22 protein-coding genes and 1 pseudogene are annotated in these 22,979 nt (G+C 46.8%); 7 read left to right on the forward strand and 16 right to left on the reverse strand.

What is annotated here, in order from left to right:
• The first annotated feature begins 25 nt into the window (after positions 1 to 25).
• Entirely contained in the window at positions 26 to 583 is a 558-nt protein-coding gene (locus tag ACJJIS_RS14185) for a hypothetical protein (RefSeq protein WP_475708368.1), read from the forward strand.
• A 113-nt stretch (positions 584 to 696) separates the two neighbouring features.
• Here the strand turns inward: ACJJIS_RS14185 and ACJJIS_RS14190 are convergent, their stop codons facing one another.
• The 3 genes from ACJJIS_RS14190 to djlA form a co-directional block, all read right to left on the reverse strand.
• Complete coding sequence (locus tag ACJJIS_RS14190; RefSeq protein WP_475708369.1) at positions 697 to 1,542, reverse strand: OmpW/AlkL family protein; 846 nt, start codon at positions 1,540 to 1,542, stop codon at positions 697 to 699.
• 429 nt (positions 1,543 to 1,971) lie between these two features.
• Complete coding sequence (locus ACJJIS_RS14195) at positions 1,972 to 2,280, reverse strand: BolA family protein (protein WP_475708370.1); 309 nt, start codon at positions 2,278 to 2,280, stop codon at positions 1,972 to 1,974.
• Between the two features lie 46 nt (positions 2,281 to 2,326).
• The gene (gene djlA, locus ACJJIS_RS14200; RefSeq protein WP_475708371.1) at positions 2,327 to 3,112 is read right to left on the reverse strand and encodes a co-chaperone DjlA; all 786 of its coding nucleotides are present in this window, start codon (positions 3,110 to 3,112) and stop codon (positions 2,327 to 2,329) included.
• A gap of 236 nt (positions 3,113 to 3,348) precedes the next feature.
• Here djlA and ACJJIS_RS14205 point away from each other — a divergent pair, with 236 nt between their 5' ends.
• The 3 genes and pseudogenes from ACJJIS_RS14205 (at position 3,349) to ACJJIS_RS14215 (ending at position 6,143) form a co-directional block, all read left to right on the forward strand.
• Positions 3,349 to 3,954 carry a hypothetical protein gene (locus ACJJIS_RS14205; protein WP_475708372.1) on the forward strand — a complete coding sequence of 202 codons (606 nt, stop codon included), beginning with the start codon at positions 3,349 to 3,351 and terminating at the stop codon, positions 3,952 to 3,954.
• Between the two features lie 402 nt (positions 3,955 to 4,356).
• The gene (gene atzF / locus ACJJIS_RS14210; protein ID WP_475708373.1) at positions 4,357 to 5,775 is read left to right on the forward strand and encodes an allophanate hydrolase; all 1,419 of its coding nucleotides are present in this window, start codon (positions 4,357 to 4,359) and stop codon (positions 5,773 to 5,775) included.
• Between the two features lie 23 nt (positions 5,776 to 5,798).
• Positions 5,799 to 6,143: pseudogene (locus ACJJIS_RS14215) on the forward strand (allophanate hydrolase-related protein).
• Here ACJJIS_RS14215 and ACJJIS_RS14220 read toward each other — a convergent pair.
• On the reverse strand, positions 6,070 to 6,951 hold the full coding sequence (locus ACJJIS_RS14220) for a LysR family transcriptional regulator (RefSeq protein ID WP_475708374.1): 882 nt from the start codon (positions 6,949 to 6,951) through the stop codon (positions 6,070 to 6,072). The pseudogene ACJJIS_RS14215 and the gene ACJJIS_RS14220 sit on opposite strands and share 74 nt — an antisense overlap.
• A gap of 193 nt (positions 6,952 to 7,144) precedes the next feature.
• Between ACJJIS_RS14220 and ACJJIS_RS14225 the strand changes: the two genes are divergently transcribed.
• Both ACJJIS_RS14225 and ACJJIS_RS14230 read left to right on the forward strand, forming a co-directional pair.
• A complete protein-coding gene (locus ACJJIS_RS14225; RefSeq protein ID WP_475708375.1) occupies positions 7,145 to 7,693 on the forward strand; it encodes a hypothetical protein in 549 nt (182 codons plus the stop codon).
• Entirely contained in the window at positions 7,694 to 8,392 is a 699-nt protein-coding gene (locus ACJJIS_RS14230) for a type 1 glutamine amidotransferase (RefSeq protein ID WP_444942234.1), read from the forward strand. It abuts the gene before it with no gap.
• Between the two features lie 87 nt (positions 8,393 to 8,479).
• Here ACJJIS_RS14230 and ACJJIS_RS14235 read toward each other — a convergent pair whose 3' ends face one another.
• The 4 genes from ACJJIS_RS14235 to ACJJIS_RS14250 form a co-directional block, all read right to left on the reverse strand.
• A complete protein-coding gene (locus tag ACJJIS_RS14235) occupies positions 8,480 to 8,929 on the reverse strand; it encodes a hypothetical protein (protein ID WP_444942235.1) in 450 nt (149 codons plus the stop codon).
• Positions 8,930 to 9,195: 266 nt separating this feature from the next.
• A complete protein-coding gene (locus ACJJIS_RS14240) occupies positions 9,196 to 10,512 on the reverse strand; it encodes a sodium ion-translocating decarboxylase subunit beta (protein ID WP_282933579.1) in 1,317 nt (438 codons plus the stop codon).
• Positions 10,513 to 10,531: 19 nt separating this feature from the next.
• Positions 10,532 to 12,322, reverse strand: coding sequence for a sodium-extruding oxaloacetate decarboxylase subunit alpha (oadA, locus tag ACJJIS_RS14245; protein ID WP_475708376.1), 1,791 nt, complete (start codon positions 12,320 to 12,322; stop codon positions 10,532 to 10,534).
• Positions 12,323 to 12,375: 53 nt separating this feature from the next.
• The gene (locus ACJJIS_RS14250; RefSeq protein WP_444896594.1) at positions 12,376 to 12,612 is read right to left on the reverse strand and encodes an OadG family protein; all 237 of its coding nucleotides are present in this window, start codon (positions 12,610 to 12,612) and stop codon (positions 12,376 to 12,378) included.
• Between the two features lie 565 nt (positions 12,613 to 13,177).
• Here ACJJIS_RS14250 and ACJJIS_RS14255 point away from each other — a divergent pair.
• A complete protein-coding gene (locus ACJJIS_RS14255; RefSeq protein WP_475708377.1) occupies positions 13,178 to 14,182 on the forward strand; it encodes a tRNA dihydrouridine synthase in 1,005 nt (334 codons plus the stop codon).
• A 66-nt stretch (positions 14,183 to 14,248) separates the two neighbouring features.
• Here ACJJIS_RS14255 and ACJJIS_RS14260 read toward each other — a convergent pair whose 3' ends face one another.
• From ACJJIS_RS14260 to ACJJIS_RS14295, 8 genes are all read right to left on the reverse strand, one after another.
• A complete protein-coding gene (locus tag ACJJIS_RS14260; protein ID WP_475708378.1) occupies positions 14,249 to 15,034 on the reverse strand; it encodes an outer membrane lipoprotein-sorting protein in 786 nt (261 codons plus the stop codon).
• Complete coding sequence (locus ACJJIS_RS14265) at positions 15,027 to 16,241, reverse strand: ABC transporter permease (RefSeq protein ID WP_475708379.1); 1,215 nt, start codon at positions 16,239 to 16,241, stop codon at positions 15,027 to 15,029. The genes ACJJIS_RS14260 and ACJJIS_RS14265 overlap by 8 nt, the downstream gene beginning before the upstream one ends.
• On the reverse strand, positions 16,229 to 16,912 hold the full coding sequence (locus ACJJIS_RS14270) for an ABC transporter ATP-binding protein (RefSeq protein WP_475708380.1): 684 nt from the start codon (positions 16,910 to 16,912) through the stop codon (positions 16,229 to 16,231). The genes ACJJIS_RS14265 and ACJJIS_RS14270 overlap by 13 nt, the downstream gene beginning before the upstream one ends.
• Positions 16,913 to 16,935: 23 nt before the next feature.
• Positions 16,936 to 17,550, reverse strand: a complete 615-nt coding sequence (locus ACJJIS_RS14275; protein WP_444932679.1) for a hypothetical protein — start codon at positions 17,548 to 17,550, stop codon at positions 16,936 to 16,938.
• A 614-nt stretch (positions 17,551 to 18,164) separates the two neighbouring features.
• Entirely contained in the window at positions 18,165 to 19,052 is an 888-nt protein-coding gene (locus ACJJIS_RS14280; protein ID WP_475708381.1) for a hypothetical protein, read from the reverse strand.
• An 865-nt stretch (positions 19,053 to 19,917) separates the two neighbouring features.
• A complete protein-coding gene (locus ACJJIS_RS14285) occupies positions 19,918 to 20,679 on the reverse strand; it encodes a LytR/AlgR family response regulator transcription factor (protein ID WP_475708382.1) in 762 nt (253 codons plus the stop codon).
• A complete protein-coding gene (locus ACJJIS_RS14290) occupies positions 20,667 to 21,479 on the reverse strand; it encodes a sensor histidine kinase (protein WP_445355992.1) in 813 nt (270 codons plus the stop codon). The genes ACJJIS_RS14285 and ACJJIS_RS14290 overlap by 13 nt, the downstream gene beginning before the upstream one ends.
• Before the next feature lie 207 nt (positions 21,480 to 21,686).
• Positions 21,687 to 22,856, reverse strand: a complete 1,170-nt coding sequence (locus tag ACJJIS_RS14295) for a hypothetical protein (protein ID WP_475708383.1) — start codon at positions 22,854 to 22,856, stop codon at positions 21,687 to 21,689.
• Between the last annotated feature and the right edge of the window lie 123 nt (positions 22,857 to 22,979).

The raw sequence follows: 22,979 nt of genomic DNA on the forward strand, positions 1-22,979 counted from the left end.
AATTACTCAACAATCAAGGAGCCTCTTGCGCGGGATTATCAATTCACAAAAAACAGAGTCAACAACAACATTAAACCTCCATAAAAGAATGAGAACCAATCGAGCATTATTTTTTAAAAAACCCCAAAAAAAACAAAAAGAAGAAACACACTTGGAAAGTGACCAAAGTCAGACTCTCATCCACCAAACCCAAAATGTAAGCAACACAAGTAATCGCACCAAGAACAATCAAGCACCATTAAGAGAACACTTACCACACAGGCAACACCTCCAGACTTCAAGTTATTTACTTTATATTTGGAAGATGGGATCATCTGCGTACCAACAAACGAGAAAAACAATGAAAATAACAGGCCTCACTGTCGCACTAATTGCTGTACTTCTCTCTGCCAACCCAGCACATGCACAGGAGGATGCATCCTTTAAGAAATGTAAAAAGTGGCAACAAAAAATTGAGCACTTCCGCGAAGAGAGAAAAGATGGCGGATCGGGAGAGCAGATGGAGAAATGGAAGGACAAGATAAAAAAATTGAGAGATAAATTTAAAGAATACAACTGCGATCAATATAAGCGCCACTTGTAATCAAGAATTGGCAACTGCAGCACTCAAGAAAAATTAAGCGCCTTCCCCTGAATATCAGATGAGCGTTAAATAAAAAAGGACGCCGAAGCGCCCTTTTTTGGCTGCATGACTGATTACCAGTGGAAATCAAACTTGTAGCCTACACCAATATTGAATGACCAGGGGTCAAAGAGGTAATCACCACCGAATCTGTGGCGATAGAACTCATTGTCATCATCGGTATCGAACCAGAAGACGTCTGCCTCAATATCGGTATCTACATCATAGTAAATAGCGGCAAGGTTAATTAGCCAGCTACTATCATGACCGAAATTAAAGTCGACACCAATTTGCCAAGTGTAACCCCAGTTGTCACCCAGGTTTACACGGCCATCCCAAGGCCGGAACACTTCAACATCATCATCGAAAACCCACCAGCCCCAATTCCTCAGGCGCTCATCGGTAAAGTCGGTATAGTTAATACCAACCCCCATATAAGGCTGAACCATGCAGCTGGGATCTAAGGGATAATAATTCAGATATGCAGCAGTGATCTGAGGCTTCCATCTGGCGAAATCGCGACGGCGATGGAACTCATCAAAGTCTGGGTTAAAACGACGTAACCAGGGCCTGTTATCTCCTCCTGTATGGCGGTCTCCCTCTGTGTAACTCAGGGATACACTCATGTGGTCGGTGGCACGCCACTCTACATTGATAAACCAGCCCCACTCATCACTGGGATCAACGTTGGAACGGAATGCACCCCAATCGTCAAGGAAATCATCCGGCCCCTCGAAGAACCTGTCAGCAAATGTGACATTATCCGAGTTGGGCGAGATATAGGCCCCACCTATTCGAACCTTGAACTCCTGGGTCTTTGGTGGGGGAGGGGCATAGCCAGCCGGTCCTGCCGAAGCGACACTAGAGATTGCTAAGGCGAGGGGCGTCATAACGGGGATCAGAATACGCGTCATCTTCATTTGTGGTAACTCCATTGATATTCAGCAGATCAAACAGCAATCAGCCCAATCAATGGTCAGTCTAGTCGCACGAAGTAACAGGTGTAGAAAAAACAAACAAATGTTGGCGTGTAAAAAAGTATTTATTGTTTTCTGGCACTTAAACCTCTTTTTGGCGTTTAATTTTCCCGAACAAAGTATGATTTTTAAAATGGATAGGCGCCTCTTGGAATTCTAGCGGCCACCAGAGCAAGAGAGAGATGAAGAGATCTAAATTAATAAACAAAAAATAGACGCCATTTCACCACTGATTTTTACAACCAGCAAAAGCCTATGAGGGCTTTCGTGACGCAAAAAGAAACTAAAAATTTTTGAATGGCTGTTTACATGAAAAACGCGACAGGTCCCGGAACTGGAACCTGTCTGAATTGTTCTAAATAAAGCACTAAATTACGACTTTTTTCCACCACCCTGGCATTCAGGGCTCTTGGGGGCCTGCCCCTCCCACTCTTCCGGGCTGTAAGTGTGCAGAGCCAGAGCATGTATTGAGCCGGCCATTTCTTCAGACAATGCCGCATAGACTTTTTGATGGCGCTGCACTTTCCTTGCCGAATTGAACGCCTCACTCACCAAGACGACCCGAAAGTGCATTTCAGAGCCAACAGGCACATTGTGCATATGACTTTCGCATTGCACTTCAATATGCTGAGGCGAAAATTCCGCAGTCAGTTTATCTTTAATTGTCTCAGCAAGACTCATCTATCAACTCCTTTATTTGCGATACAGCAAGGCTACTTTCCAGAACCTAGCTGACAACCTTAGCCTGTTGCTTTCTCGCCTCAACAATCGCTTCATAGGCAACAGTAATACTTTTCATCTGATCATCCGCATGACGCATAAACTCTTCAGGCAACCCCTTGGAAGCAATTTTATCTGGATGATACTCTGCTGCTTTTCGGCGATAAGCTAATTTAAGCTCTTTATCGCTAGTCTCCGGGGTACAACCCAACACTGCGTAATGCTGCTCCAGATTTGCAGCCGTACTCCTACCCCCGTGCACAAACTCATTTTGCATTGCCGCAAATAAAGATTCATGCAACCCAAGATCAACAGTGATGCGTTTTAAAATTTCTTCTTCTGCGCTGTGTAATTTACCATCGGCATAAGCAACAGCAAATAATAGGCGATACACCATTTCCCGCATTGCTTGATCGCGAACCAGCTGGCGATACTGTTTTGCGTAATCGTAAATGCTGTACTTATCAGTCTTGGCATTTTCAAAAATACGGATTGCATGCTTGCGCTCCTCAGTGCCCAGACGGAGATTGTTTCTAATAAAACCCTCTATGAACTCCACTTCAGCTTTAGAAACCAGGCCATCTGCCTTAGCCATTTTTGCCAGCATCGAAAATAGAGTCACGATGAAGATTGTCTGGGCTCCATCCCTGCTCAGGGCCGAAGCAGCCTTCCCGAGGCGCTGCTGCAAACTGGAACCAAATGAACTGCCGATCCAGGCTCCCAATGCCGCACCAATTGGGCCGCCAAACATAAAACCAAAGCCTGCACCTAACCCCGCCCCTAACCAGGACATACGCTCTCCTAGACGCTAAAAATCGCGCCCGCTATATAAGAATCAAACAAGTAAAACGCGCCTATCATACCACGTACTACGGCGCCTTAATCCCAAAATATGAATTGCCGGTCACAACCCAATAAAACTAAACCCGCCAGGTCTATCTTTTGACGCGGCAATCAATCTCGAAACTATCACTAGTCCCCAGGCCCAATTATGTTTGAGAGTGAAAATCGAACTTAAAGGCAAGCCGAATGAAAATGCGGCCAGACACAACTCTCTTTCGCCCCCTATTGGCTTTCTGTGCCATAACACTCCTCACGTTAACCAGTTGCGATCAACATCGAGGTCCATCCCAGCAAGAGGAGACCAGCAGTACTCCAGGTCACCAGGACTGGGAAACTATCGTAGAGGTCCTTCTGCACCCCCGCTGCCTCAATTGCCACCAGCTGGAGATGCCACTTATAAATGAAGGGTCTCCCCATGTTCCCAGAGTGGAGCGCGGTCCAGATAATATGGGGGCAGGTACCATGCGTTGCAATAACTGCCATTCAAATAAAAACAACCCTGTTACCGGTGCGCCTGGAGCTCCAGGGTGGGTTATGGCACCCATTGAGTTGAACTGGTCACAAAAATCCTCGGCTCAAATCTGCAAGCTGCTAACCACTCCCCAGGACAACGGCGGGCGAGCACCAACCAGTCAATTGGAGTTTGTCAGTACCAGCCCACTGGTATTGTGGGGATGGCACCCCGGTGACAGCCGCCAACCGGTAAATATCCCCCACGATAAGTTCATTGAAGCAATGAAAGGTTGGATTGCAGCAGGGACACCCTGTCCACCGGAGAGGACATCAAACTAATTATGTATTTGCTAAATCTAAAATTATGCGGTTTACATTGAGATGAAAATTCTTGAAAAATATAATCTTAGTAATAAAAACATCGAAATAAATAACAGTCCGGTATCTAGGGAGCCTCTGAATAACTCCGTAATGCCTCTGCGGGTCTTGAAGGCTGCAGATGTTAGGCGCAGCTCGCCGCGAATGGCCGTAGCCCTTTGCAAGAGCTGCAACGCAGCAGCTGTGGCCTTCAAGGCCCGCCCTTCGGGGCTTGCAGAGCGATTCACACTCCGCGTTGCGACTTCTTGAAAGGTCTAGACATTCCTGCGAAGCCGCGCCTTGACTGTGAACCGCTCTGCATGCCAGAGGTATCACGGAGTTATTCAGAGGCTCCCTAGTTGAAGATATTCTCGGAACCCTTTTATGGCCCACGATTTAACGCTAGACCATCTAAGAAACACCTACTCCCAAGGTATTACAACACCGCGTGAACTCATTGCCAGTCTATTAAAGCAAGCACAGCAGCAAGCCAATTATAACGCCTGGATCACCTTATTAACGCGAGAAGAACTAGAGCCCTATCTAGAAGCATTGGGCCGAGTAAGGCCCAGCGATCTGCCCTTATACGGGGTGCCCTTTGCTATCAAGGATAATATTGATCTCGCTGGAGTACCTACAACAGCAGCCTGCCCAGACTTTAGCTATATCCCTCGCGAAAGCGCATTTGTTGTAAAGCTATTGATTGAAGCAGGAGCCGTGCCGCTCGGCAAAACCAATCTCGATCAATTCGCCACCGGTCTAGTCGGTGTTCGCTCCCCTTACGGAGAAGGTAAAAACTCTTTTAACCAGGAGTATATTTCTGGCGGGAGCAGTGCGGGATCAGCTATTGCCACAGCACTTGGGCAAGTCAGTTTTGCTTTGGGAACAGATACTGCTGGTTCTGGTCGGGTACCTGCGGCACTCAATAATTTAATAGGCCACAAGCCCACTCGGGGACTGCTGAGCACTACAGGGGTTGTCCCCGCCTGTAAAAGTCTCGACTGCGTGTCAATATTCGCCCTAAATTGTCAAGATGCCGCCAAGCTACTTGATATTACGGCGAAGTTTGATTCAGCCGACATCTATAGCCGTACCACCCCATCTTCAAATAGGCTGCGGTATTTCCAGAAAAGCTTCCCTAACAATAAGATCAGTTTTTCTTTTGGTATACCTGAGCAACTTGATTTTCAAGGGAACAAAGAAACCCTGGCACTCTTTAATCAATCTATCAAAAAATTAAAAGTGCTGGGCGGACGGGCTGTAACTGTAGACTTTAATCCTTTTATAGAAGCGGCAAAGCTACTATACGAAGGTCCTTGGGTAGCCGAGCGCTGGATTGCAACTCAAGGTGTAAAACCGAAATCCATGCTTGAGGTAATCCGGAAGGTTATTAACTCCGCGGAAACAAAAACTGCAGCTGATGCTTTCTTGGGACAATACCGCTTACAAGCACTAAAGAGAACCTGTGATAAAACACTGGAGAATGTCGATTTTATCATTATTCCCACTATACCGACTGCTTACACCCGCCAGCAAATATCCGAGCAACCCATTCAAAGAAATTCTATTCTCGGAACCTACACAAATTTTATGAATTTATTGGACTATTCTGCGACCGCAGTGCCCGTTGGCTTTCTTAGTTCCGGAATTAGCTGGGGAGTCACTTTGTTTAGCCAGAAACATTGCGATATGTCCCTGCTAAGTTTTTCTAATAGTTTACACCAGGCCTGTAATCTCCCATTGGCTGCTACAGGAGAACGCCCGGGAGAGACATCCAATCAAGACAGCGGCTCTCGCCATTAGCTACACCGGACAAGCTGGTAAAAATTGTAGTCTGTGGTGCACATCTCAAAAAGCAACCTCTCAACTGGCAACTCACTGAGCGGGGAGAACAGTTATATCAGAAAACAACAACCAGTCACCAATACCGACTCTATGTTCTCCCCGAGTAGGAGCGCCCCGCTCTGGTTCGAGATGAATCAGTGTATGGGCAGAACATCCAGGTGGAAATATGGCAGTTGCCAACCGAATATTTCGGCAGTTTAGTTGCTGCAATACCCTCTATGGAAGCTGGCTCAACTGGCTCCAATCCAAACACTAAGTCCACTCGGCAAATTTACTTAGCCAGGAGGCATTCGTTTTCCTTCCTACCACAAAGAGCTCTTCACTAGATTTTATATCGCCATCCTCCACCCTAACGATCACCCCACCCATTTCAGTTATCAGAGGCTCAGGCAGAAAAGCGAGCAGCCTATTATTTTTTACTAGCTGGCAAAGAACCCCATAATCATTTACAACGACCTGCACCTTGCGAGGATAATTAATTTCTGGCCAGCCATCGCTACCTATCCCCCGCTCTTCACCACAGAAGGGTGATATCCTCGGCGCGGCAAATGGACATTGCAAGATATCTGACAGTGAAGCCTTCACCTCAACCCCCTGCTCCACTATCAAAGAGTGATCAGGCCCTGCAGCAATACACATTGATACTGAGCCAAGTGGCCGAGCATCCATTGTGGATGACAACTGCCCCAAAACCGCTCCGGTTATCAGGGCCAGGTCTACCTCCCCTCTGGATAACATCTTCAATGCCAAGGCTTCATAGGCCGATGTGAATGACAACCGCCTCCCTGCTTCCTCAGTAATAAATTTGCGGTGGATAAATGTACCCCAGGCTAGTTGCAGCATGGTCGGAGCAGCAATTCGGCATTCCTGATTTACATTTAGTTCGCCAACTTCAGAGCGAATTCTTCTGGCAATCGCCACCATCTCAACCGCCCGACTTTGCAGTCTGCGGCCTGCGTCATTGATTTTCAGTTGCTTGCCAACTCGATCAAACAGGCGAGTACCCAGCTCTCCTTCCAGCCGCTTTAGGGTTTTACTCAATCCGCCTGGGCTCGTATCCAGCCGGTCTGCGGAGCGCTGCAGGTTCTCTGTCGCAGCAATCACTAGAAACCTTTCAAGTGCTTCTATTTCCATAGTGGAATCAAATGTCTCTATTTTTGAATCGATTATTCACTAGAGTACTCTTAGAATCCCCTGCATCCAAGGTCATAGCTACACAAAACCGATGAAAAATATTTTTCTCTTTTTGGCGCTAACAATCAGCTCAAGCGTATGCTTCACACAATCTTCATTAGCACAAAGTGACAATTCGGTCGGAATTCATGGCATGGCCCTGTTTACCGTCGGCGGGCAAATTATTGCCACACACATGCCACTACATGGCGGAAAACACAGTCATCAAGTTATTTTGGAATTGGAGACTGATGACCAGAAGGAGGTGCAAAACCTCCTCAAGCGAAACGAGTTAGTCACATTGCTTCCAGAGGAATTTCCTTTAAGCAAACTACGCGAGGGAAAACTCAATGCCTTTAACGCCCAATTGTTTACAGGGCATTTTGAACGAGGAGGAAAACTTGCGCTGCAAGCTGTTACTTTCCGGGTAACCTCTCGACTAATGGACAGACCCCTTACCCGAACAGAAAATGGGCACTACCAATTAATACTTCTTGAAAATTCCACTTTGCTTGTGCATGAAATTGCATCCACCCCCAGCTTCGACCAAATACTGCTGGTCAGCACCGACCATAATTTTTCCAGCGACATTTATAGCAGCAGTTTAAAACCGCTTTCGAAAGATAGCTGGCCAAAAAGCCTAACTAAAGCCGGCATCCACTATAAGGAAGAGCTGTATTTTGAAAGTCAGGATTTCCAGTAAATGACCAAACCGATACTGATTATCCAACATGAGGAGACTGAGGGCCCGGGGTATATTTATGACTGGGCTACAGAGAAGCGAATACCGCTTTCTATCATTAACCCCCAGAAGTCACCACTTCCTCAAAGCGGCTTTAGCGGAGTTATTATCCTTGGTGGGATGATGAACGTTTGTGAGCGCGTAAGGCTCCCCTGGCTTGCCAATGAGATTGCATGGGTAAAAAACTGCATTGAACTTCCGATCCCAATATTGGGCATCTGCCTTGGGGCACAGATTCTTGCACATGCATTGGAAGCAGAGATTCGCCAGCTTCCTCAAGAGGAAATAGGCTGGCTACCTATAAGGTCTACAACAGCACTGAATTTTAATTTAGAGAATGTGTTCCAGGCACATAGTTATTTTTTTGAAATTCCGGAGGGGGCAAGCTGCTTGGCTGAATCTGATTTGTGCCCTCATCAGGCCTTTTTATTCAGCGAAAGAATAATGGGGTTGCAGTTTCACCTAGAGTGGTCCAGTGAAGATATTGCCCAACTCTTTCCTGAATACTTTAAGACCTACGGTTCCTCAGAGAAATTCCATCAGCAAGGGCGAGACTTTTTATATAAGATCCTAGACACTCACTTCTGTAAACAAGGCAACCTTAGATTAGATAAGAAGCTTAAGTATGAACAAGTGGTGCAAAGCTGTACACCCACCTAATAGTTATCAACCTTACTTTGTAAGGGGTAGCCAGGGGCGCAAACTCACTCAAGAGTAGCCGCCCCATATTAAACTGACAATTAGTTACTACTCATCGGAGCATTCAATTCCACTCTCAAAGCAAAGGCCACCACGTTGGGAGCAAATTTCAAGTAATCTCCCCTTCGCTTCAATACGACTAAAACCTTTAGAGTGAATACCGCCAGCTTTTACATCTGACATATAGCAGGCCCACTTAGGGCGCTCCTCCACCGGAACTGGATGTGCCAATTCAGACTGAGCGTCAATACTCGCCTGCAACTCCAAAATCAAGTCCTGAAGCCGATGGACATTTTTTCGCAACTTAACCACTTCTTTTTCTAAGTCACGAACATTTTCAGCTCCAGCACCGTGCTTGTGATCAGAGTGTACTTCTTTACGGAGCTTAACTACCTCTTTCTTTAACAGGCGGACTTCTTCCGCAGTTTGATGATTATCATGTGCAAATGCACTGGTGGAGAAAAGAGCTAAGGCAATTAAGAATGGCAAACTACGCATTGGGGTTACTTCCTAATGAATTTTTATTCCAGTAAAAATTTTGGGAGGAATATAGCGCAACTAACCTTAACTCAAAATGAATTCTATCGATGGAGATGCTCTGTTGACCGGATTAACATACCTACTCCAGCTATGACTGCCTCTTCACATTATTTAAATCAGAAGGATCTGTTTTAACCAGCAAAAGCGGACAAAATACATTTGTTTTAGGTCAACAAAAAAGGGCGAACACTGTTCGCCCTCTCTTCCAAAGCCATGGATTTTGGTTACCCGCCAGTAAGGCTCCGCACCATACTGATCATCACACCCGCAGCCACCGCAGAACCGATAACACCAGCTACGTTGGGGCCCATTGCGTGCATCAACAGGAAGTTGTGAGGATTGGATTCGAGCCCCACTTTGTTGGACACCCGCGCGGCCATAGGTACGGCAGAAACACCGGCAGAACCAATCAATGGATTAATCTTGTGCTTGCTGAATACATTGATCAACTTAGCCATCAACACGCCAGCCGCAGTGCCGATCGCAAACGCCACAATACCCAAAGCCAAAATACCCAGGGTTTTAGGGTCTAGGAATTTGTCTGCCGCCAATTTCGAACCAACGGAAAGTCCCAAGAAAATAGTGGTGATATTGATCAGCGCGTTCTGAGCAGTGTCCGACAACCGGGAAACGACCCCGCACTCACGCATCAGGTTACCAAAGCAGAACATACCCAATAGCGGTGCAGCAGCCGGCAGGAACAGGGCCACCAAAATCAGCAGCAACATCGGGAAGGCAATTTTTTCCCGCTTGCTCACATGGCGCAATTGCACCATTTCAATTTTGCGTTCCTGCTCAGTGGTCAGGGCTCGCATAATCGGCGGCTGAATCATAGGCACTAGCGCCATATACGAATAAGCCGCTACAGCAATAGCCCCCAACAGGTCCGGGGCCAATAGGCTGGAAACATAGATAGCTGTAGGGCCATCTGCTCCACCGATAATACCGATCGCAGCGGCATCGGCGATTGAGAAGTCCATGATTCCCGCTACCGAGAGACCCACAGCACCGAGCACCGTGGCAAAGATCCCAAACTGGGCCGCTGCACCGAGGAACAAGGTGCGCGGATTGGCTAGTAACGGACCAAAGTCGGTCATAGCCCCTACGCCCATAAAAATCACCAACGGTGCAATGCCGGAAGCAATAGCTACGGAATAGAAGTTATACAACATACCGTTATTGAAACCGGCATCCCGGGCAAACTCAGCTGCTTGTACCTGCACGGCTGCCGGCGCACTGGCCAGAGCTTCCTTTAGCGCGGGTAAAGCTGAAGTACTATCAAGGCCCAGGATCTGGGCCATTTGCGCCAAAACAGCTCCATCTCCCTGGGTAAGGGCTGTCTCTGCGGCTGAGAGTGCCAAATCAGCGCCGGGAATATTGGCCAGGATTCCGCCGAAACCGATAGGCACCAAAAGCAGGGGCTCGAAGTTTTTGCGAATGGCCAAAAACAGCAGGCCCAGGCCCACCAAAATCATAATGAACTGGCCCGATGCCATCTGCGCGACACCGGAGGAATGCCAAAGAGTAATCAGATTATCCACGTGTGACTCCTACCTTTGGCTATGCAATAGACAGCAGGGCATCACCTACCGCCACTGAATCGCCTTCTTTTACTGCCACACTGGCGACGTTACCGGCACGAGGGGCACTCACCACAGTTTCCATCTTCATCGCTTCCAGTACTAACACCGCCTGGCCTTCGCTCACCTGATCCCCAGGCTTCACCATTACTTTGAAGATATTTCCAGCGAGAGGCGCATTAACCGGCTCACCTCCGGTAGCAGGCACGGAAGGTGCACTAGCTGCAGATGCTGGAGCAGCACCGGACACTGGGGCAACATTGGTTAAGTCGCCACCATCGGCCACAGTGACGGTGTAGCTCTGCCCCTCCACAGTCACCGTATAAACTTCTTCACCTTTGTCGTTCTTGACTGCAGCACCTTCATTACCGGTAGGTACTGGCTCGAAAGCTTCTGGATTGCCACGGTTCTTCAGGAACTTCAGGCCAATCTGCGGGAAGAGTGCATAGGTAAGCACATCGTCGATCTCCCCCTCACCATCGGTCAGGGCCACATCTTGTTCACCCGCTTTCTCTTGAAGCTCCAGGGTTAACTTGTCCAACTCTGGTGCCAACAGGTCTGCCGGACGACAGGTAACCGGATTCGCCCCATCCAGTACCCGGACCTGCAGCTCCTGGTTAACTTCGGCAGGTGTCGCACCGTATTCGCCTTTCAAGACGGCGGCAGTCTCTTTAGAAATCGATTTGTAACGCTCTCCAGTCAGGACATTGAGTACCGCCTGGGTACCCACAATCTGGGACGTGGGAGTAACCAGCGGGATACAGCCCAGGTCTTCACGCACCCGGGGGATTTCCTCGAGTACATCATCCAGGCGATCCCCGGCACCCTGTTCGCGCAGCTGGTTTTCCATATTGGTGAGCATGCCACCGGGTACCTGGGCCACCAGGATGCGGGAATCCACGCCTTTCAAGGAACCCTCAAACTTCGCGTACTTCTTGCGGACGTTACGGAAGTAAGCCGCAATTTCTTCCAGCAGGTTAATATCCAGCCCGGTGTCCCGCTCAGTGCCTTCCAAAATGGCCACCAACGCTTCGGTTGGGCTGTGACCATAGGTCATGGACATAGAGCTGATCGCGGTGTCCACGTTGTCGATACCCGCCTCGATACACTTGAGAGCGGTAGCCGTAGATAAACCGGTAGTAGCGTGGCACTGCATATGGATGGGGATGTCCACGGCGGCCTTCAAACGTTTCACCAGCTCGTAGCCCTCATAGGGGCGCAGTAGACCGGCCATGTCCTTGATCGCGATGGAATCCGCTCCCATATCCTCGATCTGGCGCCCCAGATCCACCCATAAGTCCATGGTGTGTACTGGGCTCACGGTATAGGAGATGGTGCCCTGAGCGTGCTTCTCTTGTTTCTTCACCGCAGCCAGTGCGGTTTTCAGGTTGCGCATATCGTTCATCGCGTCGAACACGCGGAACACGTCTACCCCATTGACTGCAGCGCGCTCTACAAACTTCTCAACCACGTCATCCGCATAGTGGCGGTAGCCGAGAATATTCTGTCCCCTGAACAGCATCTGTTGAGGCGTATTCGGCATAGCTTTCTTCAATTCACGAATACGCTCCCAGGGATCTTCGCCGAGATAGCGAATGCAGGAGTCGAAAGTGGCCCCCCCCCAGGACTCCAGAGACCAGAAGCCAACTCTATCGAGCTTCTCAGCAATCGGCAGCATATCGTCCAGTCGCAGTCGGGTAGCGAACAGTGACTGGTGGGCATCGCGCAGGACTACATCGGTAATCCCCAATGGCTTTTTAACCTCAGTCATGGGTTATCTCTCTCGGCAGAAATTATTGGAAATTGTTTGGAAGCGATTGGTGGTTAGCGTCTTTTGCGATGCTGTTCGATCGCCGCTTTAATCACCGCATGTAAATGGGCCTTATCATTCCCTGCGGTTGGGGAAGGCGTGTGGGATACGGGCTCCGCTTCGGGGAAATAGCGGGAGATGACTCTCGACATAATACCGGTACCGATCACCAGCAATAGCAGAAAAGTAAAAACAATTCCCATACCAAACAGGGTGATATCTAGCCCCTGTTGCAAAAGTGTTTCTTGCACTGTTTATTCCCCCTGGCACCAGGCAATAAAACCATCCATCCTGGACGGTTTCATCTGTGCCCGTAACACTATGAATTTACGTATCTATTTATTCAGGACAGCTGAAACACCCCAATTGATATTTTGTGCGCATGTAAAATCTTCGCTCACAATTAAACAAATTTATGTCGTACAACCAATAAACTTGCTCGGGAAAATCTCACTTAGCCCAGCCGTCCCAAATTTCTGCACATCGGAATCTTATTCCCTGGACCGGTAATTTCAACCGCCGCTGCACCTGGTACTCCCCCCAAAAGAGCGGGCACACAGGAAAAAATTCGTTAGTTCCAAAATGCTGATATTTTTCTATTATCAATACAAGTTGCTTTTAAAATCAAACACTTATTGGTTTCAGGGGCAACGGAGGGGTCTAAATTACCGCGCCCAATTTTGGTGCGAAACATCAATAGGCTGAGTTTATTTCTCCTACTTTTATATACTGAAGAATGATCGTTTTTGCGCCATTACAATAACTTGCTGATAGAATATGCGCCTTTAGATTTATGATTTACCTCTCAACTGACTTATGACCGACAAGACACCTACCCCAGAACCTACGATTTACCAGGCACCAATGGAGGGGGTAATCGACCATCACGTGCGTGCCCTGCTCTCCGCCATCGGAGGGGTCGATATCTGTGTTACAGAGTTTGTTCGTGTCACTAATACTCGCTTGCCTCGCAGAGTATTCACCCGCTTGTGCCCAGAGGTCGACAAAGGTGCCAAGACCCCAAGCGGGATTCCAGTACGGTTACAGCTATTAGGCGGCAACCCCAATGCAATGGCAATTAATGCAGTAAAAGCAGTTGAATTCGGTGCTACAGCAATTGATCTCAATTTCGGCTGCCCTGCAAAATCAGTGAATAACAGCGACGGTGGCGCCTGCCTATTGCAAAGCCCTCACAGAGTGGAAGCTATTGTAGGAGCGGTTCGCCGCGCTGTCCCGGTAAACATCCCGGTCACCGCAAAAATCCGGCTGGGCTTTAATGATCGCTCTAGCTATATGGATAACGCCCAAGCCGCAGCAGCTGGCGGCGCAAATGAATTGGCAGTACACGCTCGCTCCAAAGTCGATGGCTATAAACCCCCAGCCTACTGGGAATACATCGGTGAAATTCGCCAAACACTGGAAATCCCAGTCATTGCCAACGGGGATATCTGGACACTTGAGGAATTTCAACGCTGCCGTGAAGTAACCGGATGCGAAGCATTTATGTTTGGTCGCAGCCTGCTAGCCAGGCCAGATTTGGGCAAGCAGATAAAAGCCTACTGCTCAGGTGAGAGCTATACAGCAATGGGCTGGCAAGAGATTATTGAAATTCTTTGGGGTTACTATCAAACCACCCGAGAAGTTTACCCTTCCAAGTATCTGGGCAATCGTATTAAGCAATGGCTCGCTTACTTGAAATTGGCTTTTCCTGAAGCCCAATTGTTCTTTGATAAAATAAAACGTCTCAGGGAGGCAGAAGAGCTTGATAGAGCTTTTTTCGAAGAGCGGAAAATTCAAATAGCATCAACTGAGGCAGCCTAATTTTCCGTACCTCTGCCAGTATCGGAATTGATACTGGCAGAGGCAGTTACCCGCTCAGATCCACTCTCACAGATCCATTTTTGACTGCCGACTCAAGTAAGCCGGATTGTAAAATTTTTCCGCTAACTGATGCGCAGTACTACTTTCGTAGTGAACTCTGGTTTCAGTGGTAGCCTTGATGCTATCAACTAAAACCATCTCCTCCACAAATAGCTCTTCATCCTTTATCCCCGATACAAAATGCGCAACCTTAGCCAACTTTCCAGATTTCAAGTAAAGCTCCGCTTGGATTGGGAAGAGACTCTCACTATCAAGCCACAATGTTATCTTTTGATAGCTGGCTCCTTTGGTTTTTGCCTCCAGCTGAAGTTTGTGGGTCAATTTACCCTTTAGAATTTCACTTGCCTCGAACTGCCCCCGATAGTCCTGGCTCCAAGTCAAAGTGGCGATATCACCAATTGAAGCCTCCCCCAGCAATCTTTGCATCGGTGTAATGCGGATAGGGCGGCGGCTGCGGGGCATCAATAGCCAGTAGTTATCCTGCAGCATCAGCATTTTTTGCCCTTCTTCACCAATACCTTTAAATACCACCAATGATTTTCTCTCAGGGCGAGTATAAACATGGTAGCGATCTTCGCTTTCTAACTCTCCCTGTTTAAAAACCTGGATGTTGGTGACAACTTTTGAAGATGACTCTCCAAGACGATAGGAATCGGCTTTGGCCAACATGCTTTCTACCTGTACAGCGGAAAAATGACTTTCCTTCTCCTCAGCCCCAGCTAAAACAAAGGGAGAGAACATCAGCAAAAAACCAATCGCCAAGCTAACTCTGCCTAATCTTAATTTATACATGGACCAATGCCTCAGTAATCGGTTTATTGACACCTTTCCGCGCCGCAAGGAAGGATGAAAAAACACATATCGCAGCTATTGCAACCGAAATCACCCAAGCCAAGTTAATAGAGAAATAAACAGTCAAAGGATACCCCGTTGTTTTTCCCGGAGGTGGCGGCATAGTAATGTCAAACATCATCAACCCAGCGCTTATCAGACCAGCCAAAATAACACCTGCTAAAGAACCCACTACAGCAAGTACTAAAGCCTCCAATATAAACCCAGTTATCAATTCCACTTTGGATGCACCCAGTGCGGACAAGGTACCTATTTCCCGTGTTCTCTCTGTTACCGACATTGCCAGCGTATTGAAAAGCGAGACAAAGATAACCAGTGCCATAATGATGCCCATCAACCCAAAAATTCGATCATAAAGACTCTTCACTCCCTGATAGAAAAAGGCACGATCCTCCCAAGTTGTAATTTCCAACTCTGGAACTAACTCACGCAGTCTTTCCTGCAAGCTCGATGTCTTATCAAGGCTATAGCCATAGATTGCCATAGTTGAGACCCTGTCACTATCTAAAAGGAACTGCGCAGCCTGAACAGAAATATATACTTGACGCTTATCCATATCTGGAACACCAGTCCCGAAAACTCCCCTAACCTTAAAATCCATTGCATTGAGAGCCCCATGAACGGTAGAGGACATTAAAGTAATATAATCCCCAGGCCTTACATTAAGATTTCTTGCGAGATCTTTACCCAGCATAATCTCAGGATCACTGATATCTTCACGGTTTGATAAAATACTGCCCTCAGTGACATTTAGAAAAGGCCCCTTCACCCGAAATTCACTTGGCAATATCCCCTGACCTAAAAAAATAGAAGACTTATCACCATTGGAAATTAACCCTTGCAGATAAACTCTAGGCTGCACGGCCTTCACATTTTCCTCAACCAACAAGTCCCTACGTAATTTATTGGCATTATCTAAACCAAGCTGAAGAGGAAAGTCCTCATCAGAAGAGAAATATCCCGGCTGTGTTAGCACCAAATGCCCCTCACTGCGCGCCGCGCTCTCTTTAAGGGATTGATATGTAAATAGGCCAAAACCTCCGGAGGTCATCAAGGCCGTTACCACAATGGAGATAATGGCAACAGCAAGAAAGCTTCTGCGACGATTGCGCAATAAATTTAAAACCGCGACTTTTAAGCGACGCATAAAGCACTCTCCTGCAGAATTACACCATCTTTCAACTCAACAACTCTATCGCAATGACGAGTCATTCGATCATCATGACTGGCAACAATAAAAGCTGTTTTTTGCTCCACTCCCAAATTTTTCATTAACTCAATAATTTGTTGTGCGGTAACACTATCCAAGCTGGCCGTAGGTTCATCAGCAATTACCAGTTTGGGCTGATGCACCAGTGCTCGAGCGATTGCTACTCTCTGCTGTTGTCCACCTGAAAGTCGATCTGGCCTGTAGTTGGAAAACTGGGACAGCCCGACATGATCCAACATGCCCATTACACGCCGCCTTACTTCACCTTCTTTCATTCCATTCAAAAGAAGTGGAAAGGCTACATTCTCAAAGGCTGTCATTACCGGAACCAAATTAAACTTTTGGAATACAAAACCCAGCTGGGTACGACGGATCTTCATTGACTGCCGATGGCTTTTTCTCAGCACCTCGCCGGCAAAGCAGACTTCTCCGCTGTAATCATGATCCAGTAGCCCGCAAATATTTAACAAGGTACTTTTACCAGACCCCGATGGTCCGCACAGAGCTACCATAGTGCCTGCTCGAATATCCAGATTCACATCTTTTAGGGCCCTAAGTTGAACCTCACCGGAAGTGTAAGTCTTTTCAATATGAGTGATCTGTAACATAGATTTACTACCTGTTCGCACTATTAGTCAGAGTTTTTAACATCACCACATGGATTTGATATGCCATGACTCTCAGCCTTTGCTCCCCATAAATTCACTAACGCCTTGTCACCCTCAAGCTCTGCAGCCTGCAATGCGCCACAGTAAATCCAGCGAGTAGCGTCTGGCGGCATATATCCTATGCGTGGATCGCCCATCAACTCATGATAAAGTTCAAACCCACGGTCAAAAGAATTAAATAGCTTTGGCACCTTAGTAAAAGTTGTTGCGGCAATTCCTTTAAGCAGTAAGTCTTGAGGCATCCCCTGAGAGGAACGGCCAGGGTTATCCATTTCTTCAATTATGGTGAGCGCCTTATCCATACGGGCAATTCCATTCTCTGCATAACTGACCTTTCTCCAGGGCAACCAGCTTTCTTTTGCCATTAGAGTCTCACTAGCCCCCAGGTAAAAAAGTACAATAGGATCAGAGGGGTTATCTTTCTGTAAAGTCTTAAAAGCCTCATAGGACTCTTCTATCGCCGCCCCACCCTGTGCTGCCGCTTTTTGGTACAAATCTTCCATTTTTGCGTCCTGGGCAGCAAGGGATGAAACGCTCACTCCAAGATTTAAAGCCATTATTACAAGTAACCTTTTCATTACACTTCTCCTTGCTTCTGAATTTTTAATAGATTACCTAGCATCCAAGTATCATTCAGGACAGTGCGATGAACTGTCTCTGGAGAGGATAAGAGGCAAAAACTTATGCTGAATGGCTCTAGGGGGCCTCTGAATAACTCCGCGATACCTCTGGCATGCAGAGCGGTTCACAGTCAAGGCGCGGCTTCGCAGGAATGTCTAGACCTTTCAAGAAGTCACAACGCGGAGTGTGAATCGCTCTGCACGCCCCGAAGGGCGGGCCTTGAAGGCCACAGCTACTGCGTTGCAGCTCTTGCAAAGGGCTGCGGCCATTCACGGCGAGCTGCGCCTAACATCTGCAGCCTTCAAGACCCGCAGAGGCATTACGGAGTTATTCAGAGGCTCCCTAGAGGGTGGATAGGTGGAAAATTACTGCACGCGAAGAGATGCTATCGTTAAAGCGTCTAAACTCAGGAGAGAGTACCAATTAGTAAAGACTGCATAATCGCCAAAATATTGAAGACTTGGTATCTAAATTGATACTAATAAGATTAGTGCGATGCACATGGAGTGGATACAGATCAAAAGAGCAGCTCCCCTGATCTGTACAAAATATCAAATGAAATTTACAAAGACTAATCCACCATTGCAATATGGTTGATCATTTCACCGACAGACTGCCCCAAATTATTTGTAGCTATAGTACGAACAATAAAAACATCGTTTTCAACATCTAAGAGTTCTACTTTTATATCTACATCTTGTCCTGCCAGCGCTAAGTTGTCCGCATACAAATCCGCAGAAGTAACTATAAAACGAGCACTATCTTCACCTGTCAACCGCCTCAAAAATATACAACATGACTTAATAAGGCTCTGCGAGGCAATTGCAACGGGCAACGCTTTCACCCTATCAAAATGCCCCATGCACATTTGTGGAGTAACTCTACCGATACTTGCCGTCAGAGACATTAGATCAATATTATGTACATTAATATCAATACTTTTGGAGTAAGGATTAATATCGCTAATAACAGGAGTGATATCATGGATACTATCACTATATATCTTATGGAAAGATCGCTCCCGTATCACATGATATTTCACGTTAAGTCGTGCCGCCACTTCACCGGCAGGGTCTAATAATTCAGCCTCAGCAACCAACTCTCTCTTATTGGTAAATACGGCTTTGGTTCGGGCCAGAAGGTGATCAGGGCGCATATCAGAAACAAAGCTATCATAAGTTTTCAAATCAGCTTTGCGTGCCAGGTAGTAATGCTTGGATCTCACTGGATTGGCCAAAGCGCCAAAACAAGAGCCCAAAATTGCCAAGTGTCGACCAATTTCCGCGACATCCATTAAACTATTTTCATATGTACTCTGACATTGCACAGGCACTTTAGCAACAAGCCAGCCGTCAGCGTCAAAATGTAAAGCCTCTAGTGCAAAGTAGGGAGATTTCACCTCAATTAGATCCTCAACTCCTTCTACAGAAGAAGAATCCAACTTAAAACTATCCAACATAATTATTCCATTAATTATCGGAGAAAATTCACACACAGGTACTCACAGCAGAATACCTGCCATTACAAGAGGAAAATAGATTACACACTTTCAGGAAGAAGGCAGCACATATACCTTCCCAGCCATTTAAGAAAATGTCCTAAAATAGAAAAACCATAAAGAAAAATCTTAGCCTATTTAACACGCCAAATGAGCAGAAAATAGACCTTCAGGCAGAATCTCAAGCACCAGGTACAAACAAACTCAAACCCACCAAAATAGTTAATCTACAATTAAAAAAACACTCCACCCCTCAAGTCGCGGGCAATTATGCCAATCAAACCCCTAAAGTAAATTACCGATAATTACAAAAACAACCCCCTCAGTTCGCACAAGATTACTAGTCAGATCATATAGCAATAGCATGTAAATATATAAACAAGCGTCCAAATTCAAACCTAAACAGCAACCACCCTAAAGTCTAAGCAATTAAAGTCCCATTAATTTTGAAGCACGGCTTTAATAGTAATTCAATAAAGCCAATATCATCTTTATCGCTATAGTCTCTAATCGCAACCCCATCGTATTACCCTTCTACAATTCAGCTTGCTCATCAACAATTTCAACTTAGGAAGCTAATACTACACACAAAGAGGTAAAGAGTGCTGCCAATATCAGCTTCCCTTTAATCAACGACAGTTGGAGCATTTAGATTAAAGATCTCTCGATACCAAACCAATCTGAATGTCCGGCCATCAGAAATAAGGGGCGGTAAAGTTACTAAATCTTAGGTAGCAGATATGAACCTCTGCCATAAATATCAATTTAATTGGAGGGAGTAATTTAATCTCCCCCCTAAGTTAAAATAAATATCAATTGCTGATCACTACATTGTTTTAAACAACGAAGCAGCCCTGCGACTCACTGTATATTGACGCCCGTCAGCCATCACCACGGATACACCGCCAGTTATTCCACGGCATACTTTTTGAATGCGCTTCACACAGACAATTGTAGAACGGTGGATCTGCCAAAATAAATCTGGTTCCAACTGGGCTAACAGCTCCTTTAGTGGGGTTCTGATAATATGCTCACCCTGACTGGAGTAAACCGTCGTATATTTGTCCTCTGCCACAAATGCCGAAACCTCATCGCAGGCAATCAGATGAATATCTTCGCCCTTGCTTGCCTTAATCCAACGAAGGTACTCAGGTCTACTTAAGGAAAGCTGCCTCAGTAACGCCTCAATATCAGGTCCTGACTTTAGGTTACCCTCTTCCCGGTCTCTCAGGCGCTGCCGAATACGATCACAAGCTTTTTCCAATCGCTTGTCATCAATAGGTTTTAGCAGATAGTCGGCTGCCTCATGCTCAAAAGCACTTACAGCATACTCATCATAGGCCGTGATAAAAACAATAATAGGATTTGTTTGTAATTTGCCAAGAGCCTCAGCAACAGCCAAACCATCCATTCCAGGCATACGAATATCGAGAAAAACCACATCAGGCTCCTCTCGCTGGCACAGAGCTAACGCTTCGTTACCATCACAGGCTTTACCAATAACCTCAAGCTCAGGAAAAATATCGGCAAGCATTTGGTCGAGATGGTGACGCAATAAAGGCTCATCATCTGCAATTATGGCACGCATGGAAACTCCAAACGGGCAGTTACTCCGCCCTGATTATTACTTTGAATCAGTAGCTTACCACGCTCTTGGTAAAGGGTAGAAAGTCGCTCCCTAATATTGCTTAGCGCAATCCCATTGTGTTTGCTGGAGCTAAGTTTATTAGCTCCAGCAGTGAGTCCCACACCATTATCTTCCACCTCAATAACCCATTGGCCTTCCTTCTGTTTCACCCGCAACCGGACCAGTCCACCTTTGGCTGCAGGCTCAATGCCATGAAAAATTGCATTTTCCACTAAGGGTTGCACAAGTAACGGGGGAACAAATGTCTCTAAACTCACATCCCCTGATAAATCAACTTCATACTCTAACCTTTCCCCCAGGCGTATCTTTTGAATCTCTAAATAGCATTTCAAACTGCTAAGCTCAACCTTTAAAGATACCTGATCGGAACGGGATTTTTTCAAGCTAATTCGCAAGAGATCACTAAAGTTATCCAGTAGGTCTTCTGCCTTTTGAGGGTCGTGACGAATTAGCATTTTTAGATTGGCCAGAGTATTGAAAAGAAAATGAGGCTCTATCTGGCTTTGCAGCACTTTTAGCTGGCTTTGAGCAAGAGTCTTTTGTTGTTCAAGCTTTAACAATTCAGCTTCCTGACGTTCCCTCTCAAGCTGGTGAGATTGCTCCCGGTTAAGATGAACTTGATAGAGAAAAATGGAAAGAAGAATGGCAATAATTAAAAAATCAAGTGCCCGAAATTCCCCAAAACCCGATACCCACCACCAAGCATGTAGAGTTCCCAGTACAGTTGCCGCTAAACTCACTACCGCATACTTTACTTTTGAGGGCCAAGTGGGCTTGAAAAACTCGACTACCTGCCTCGTGGATGTCGCTATAAATCCGTACGCCAGAGAAATTACGCCGTGAACTGCATAGCTCCCCCCCCAGATAGCCTGAGTGATCACCGCCACCACCACACAAATTATCAATGTACGTAAGCACTCTCTTAACAGATTCACCCTTAACTCCACTCAAAAAACAATAGTCGTACTCAAGGTAAATACAGCCTGGTTTTGAAGCTGCGCAAAAGCAGACTCATCAGGACCAGCAAAATATCTTACGGATGTTCCAAGTACCCAATCGTCCGCCATCTCCCTCTCACCGCCGATAGTTAAAATAAGGCCACCATCTTCAGGCGTGTATATTAAATCTACTTTTGGATGGTACTCATTATTGGTAAGCGTCCAATGTAAAAGTAAATTATGCCTCAGGGTATTATCACTTAAAAAGGCCATTGCTGAGGATTGGCGAAGGCCATCCCACTGCACTCCCTGATTTTGGTACCATAGGCTGTTATCAAACACCTGCTCCCATTCGCTTTTCCCCCAGGCCCGACTATCAAACCAGTACTCTAAAATAACCGAATGCCCAATGCTGTTTGCCCAAGTCATTCCTATAAGAGCTTGCCAGCCATCATCCATCTGCTCCTGTTTTGGCATAGCCGTCAAAGCTGGGGCTCGCCAGCGCCAGTATTCTTGCTGGTAGCGCCATTCTGTATGGATCTCCCATTGCTCTCCATAAGTATTAACCCAGCTTCCCCCTAAGTTCATACCTCGCTGATCATCCATGTAACCCAGTAACTGCCACTCGGCACTAGCTCCAAGCTGATACCAGCGCATGGCAAATCCCTTCGGGTGGTCACCCCCAGAGGCCTGGCTGATACCGGCATCCACCAGCATTACACTTAGCTCTCCATTTTCAGTGAAACGACTGGCAGACACTACCCCAACTCCTTCGCTCACTTGAAGTGATACCGGATTCCGCTCAATGGGTAAAAACCAATCCAGGGGGCGATGTCCATAACCAACACCAAAGTCCAGGCGGCGCTTGCCCAGCAACCAATCCCAGTCCTGCCAGCTCCCCTGCCAGAAAAGCTCCTCAACTACCAACTCTAAGTCTTCACTGCCACCGCGCTCTGCCTGGTGGAATGCAGAGATCTGCCCTTCCCAAGCTTCATACTGTAGTGCCCCCTGCAGTAAAGCTTGCCGAGACACACTTGATTGCGCCTCAAAAATTGAGCTATCAGAAGCGCGATCATAAGCGGCTGTCATCGCCAGCTCCCACTGTGATTCAAGGGCATCCGCCTGGCTAGTAGCACTACCAATCAGTAGAGGTAGCGCCCAAAGAGAATATAGTTTCATAGTTGCCTCCATTCGTGGGAAGCACACTACCAACCTTCCAGGCCCATACCATCGGATAAGACCAACGGTACTGGAATCAGATAAATGGCTTTTGACCGAGATTAATGGAGGGGGTTATCCATT

This window comes from Microbulbifer maximicatervae (SeqCode) (assembly GCF_056231245.1).

Coding starts and splice junctions, on each gene's coding strand:
- oadA (WP_475708376.1), bottom strand. CDS start 12,322: ATGACTGAGGTTAAAAAGCCATTGGGGATTACCGATGTAGTCCTGCGC.
- djlA (WP_475708371.1), bottom strand. CDS start 3,112: ATGTCCTGGTTAGGGGCGGGGTTAGGTGCAGGCTTTGGTTTTATGTTT.
- ACJJIS_RS14285 (WP_475708382.1), bottom strand. CDS start 20,679: ATGCGTGCCATAATTGCAGATGATGAGCCTTTATTGCGTCACCATCTC.
- ACJJIS_RS14255 (WP_475708377.1), top strand. CDS start 13,178: ATGACCGACAAGACACCTACCCCAGAACCTACGATTTACCAGGCACCA.
- ACJJIS_RS14230 (WP_444942234.1), top strand. CDS start 7,694: ATGACCAAACCGATACTGATTATCCAACATGAGGAGACTGAGGGCCCG.
- atzF (WP_475708373.1), top strand. CDS start 4,357: ATGGCCCACGATTTAACGCTAGACCATCTAAGAAACACCTACTCCCAA.
- ACJJIS_RS14225 (WP_475708375.1), top strand. CDS start 7,145: ATGGCCCTGTTTACCGTCGGCGGGCAAATTATTGCCACACACATGCCA.
- ACJJIS_RS14265 (WP_475708379.1), bottom strand. CDS start 16,241: ATGCGTCGCTTAAAAGTCGCGGTTTTAAATTTATTGCGCAATCGTCGC.
- ACJJIS_RS14295 (WP_475708383.1), bottom strand. CDS start 22,856: ATGAAACTATATTCTCTTTGGGCGCTACCTCTACTGATTGGTAGTGCT.
- ACJJIS_RS14190 (WP_475708369.1), bottom strand. CDS start 1,542: ATGAAGATGACGCGTATTCTGATCCCCGTTATGACGCCCCTCGCCTTA.
- ACJJIS_RS14260 (WP_475708378.1), bottom strand. CDS start 15,034: ATGTATAAATTAAGATTAGGCAGAGTTAGCTTGGCGATTGGTTTTTTG.
- ACJJIS_RS14235 (WP_444942235.1), bottom strand. CDS start 8,929: ATGCGTAGTTTGCCATTCTTAATTGCCTTAGCTCTTTTCTCCACCAGT.
- ACJJIS_RS14220 (WP_475708374.1), bottom strand. CDS start 6,951: ATGGAAATAGAAGCACTTGAAAGGTTTCTAGTGATTGCTGCGACAGAG.
- ACJJIS_RS14270 (WP_475708380.1), bottom strand. CDS start 16,912: ATGTTACAGATCACTCATATTGAAAAGACTTACACTTCCGGTGAGGTT.
- ACJJIS_RS14280 (WP_475708381.1), bottom strand. CDS start 19,052: ATGTTGGATAGTTTTAAGTTGGATTCTTCTTCTGTAGAAGGAGTTGAG.
- ACJJIS_RS14195 (WP_475708370.1), bottom strand. CDS start 2,280: ATGAGTCTTGCTGAGACAATTAAAGATAAACTGACTGCGGAATTTTCG.
- ACJJIS_RS14205 (WP_475708372.1), top strand. CDS start 3,349: ATGAAAATGCGGCCAGACACAACTCTCTTTCGCCCCCTATTGGCTTTC.
- ACJJIS_RS14275 (WP_444932679.1), bottom strand. CDS start 17,550: ATGAAAAGGTTACTTGTAATAATGGCTTTAAATCTTGGAGTGAGCGTT.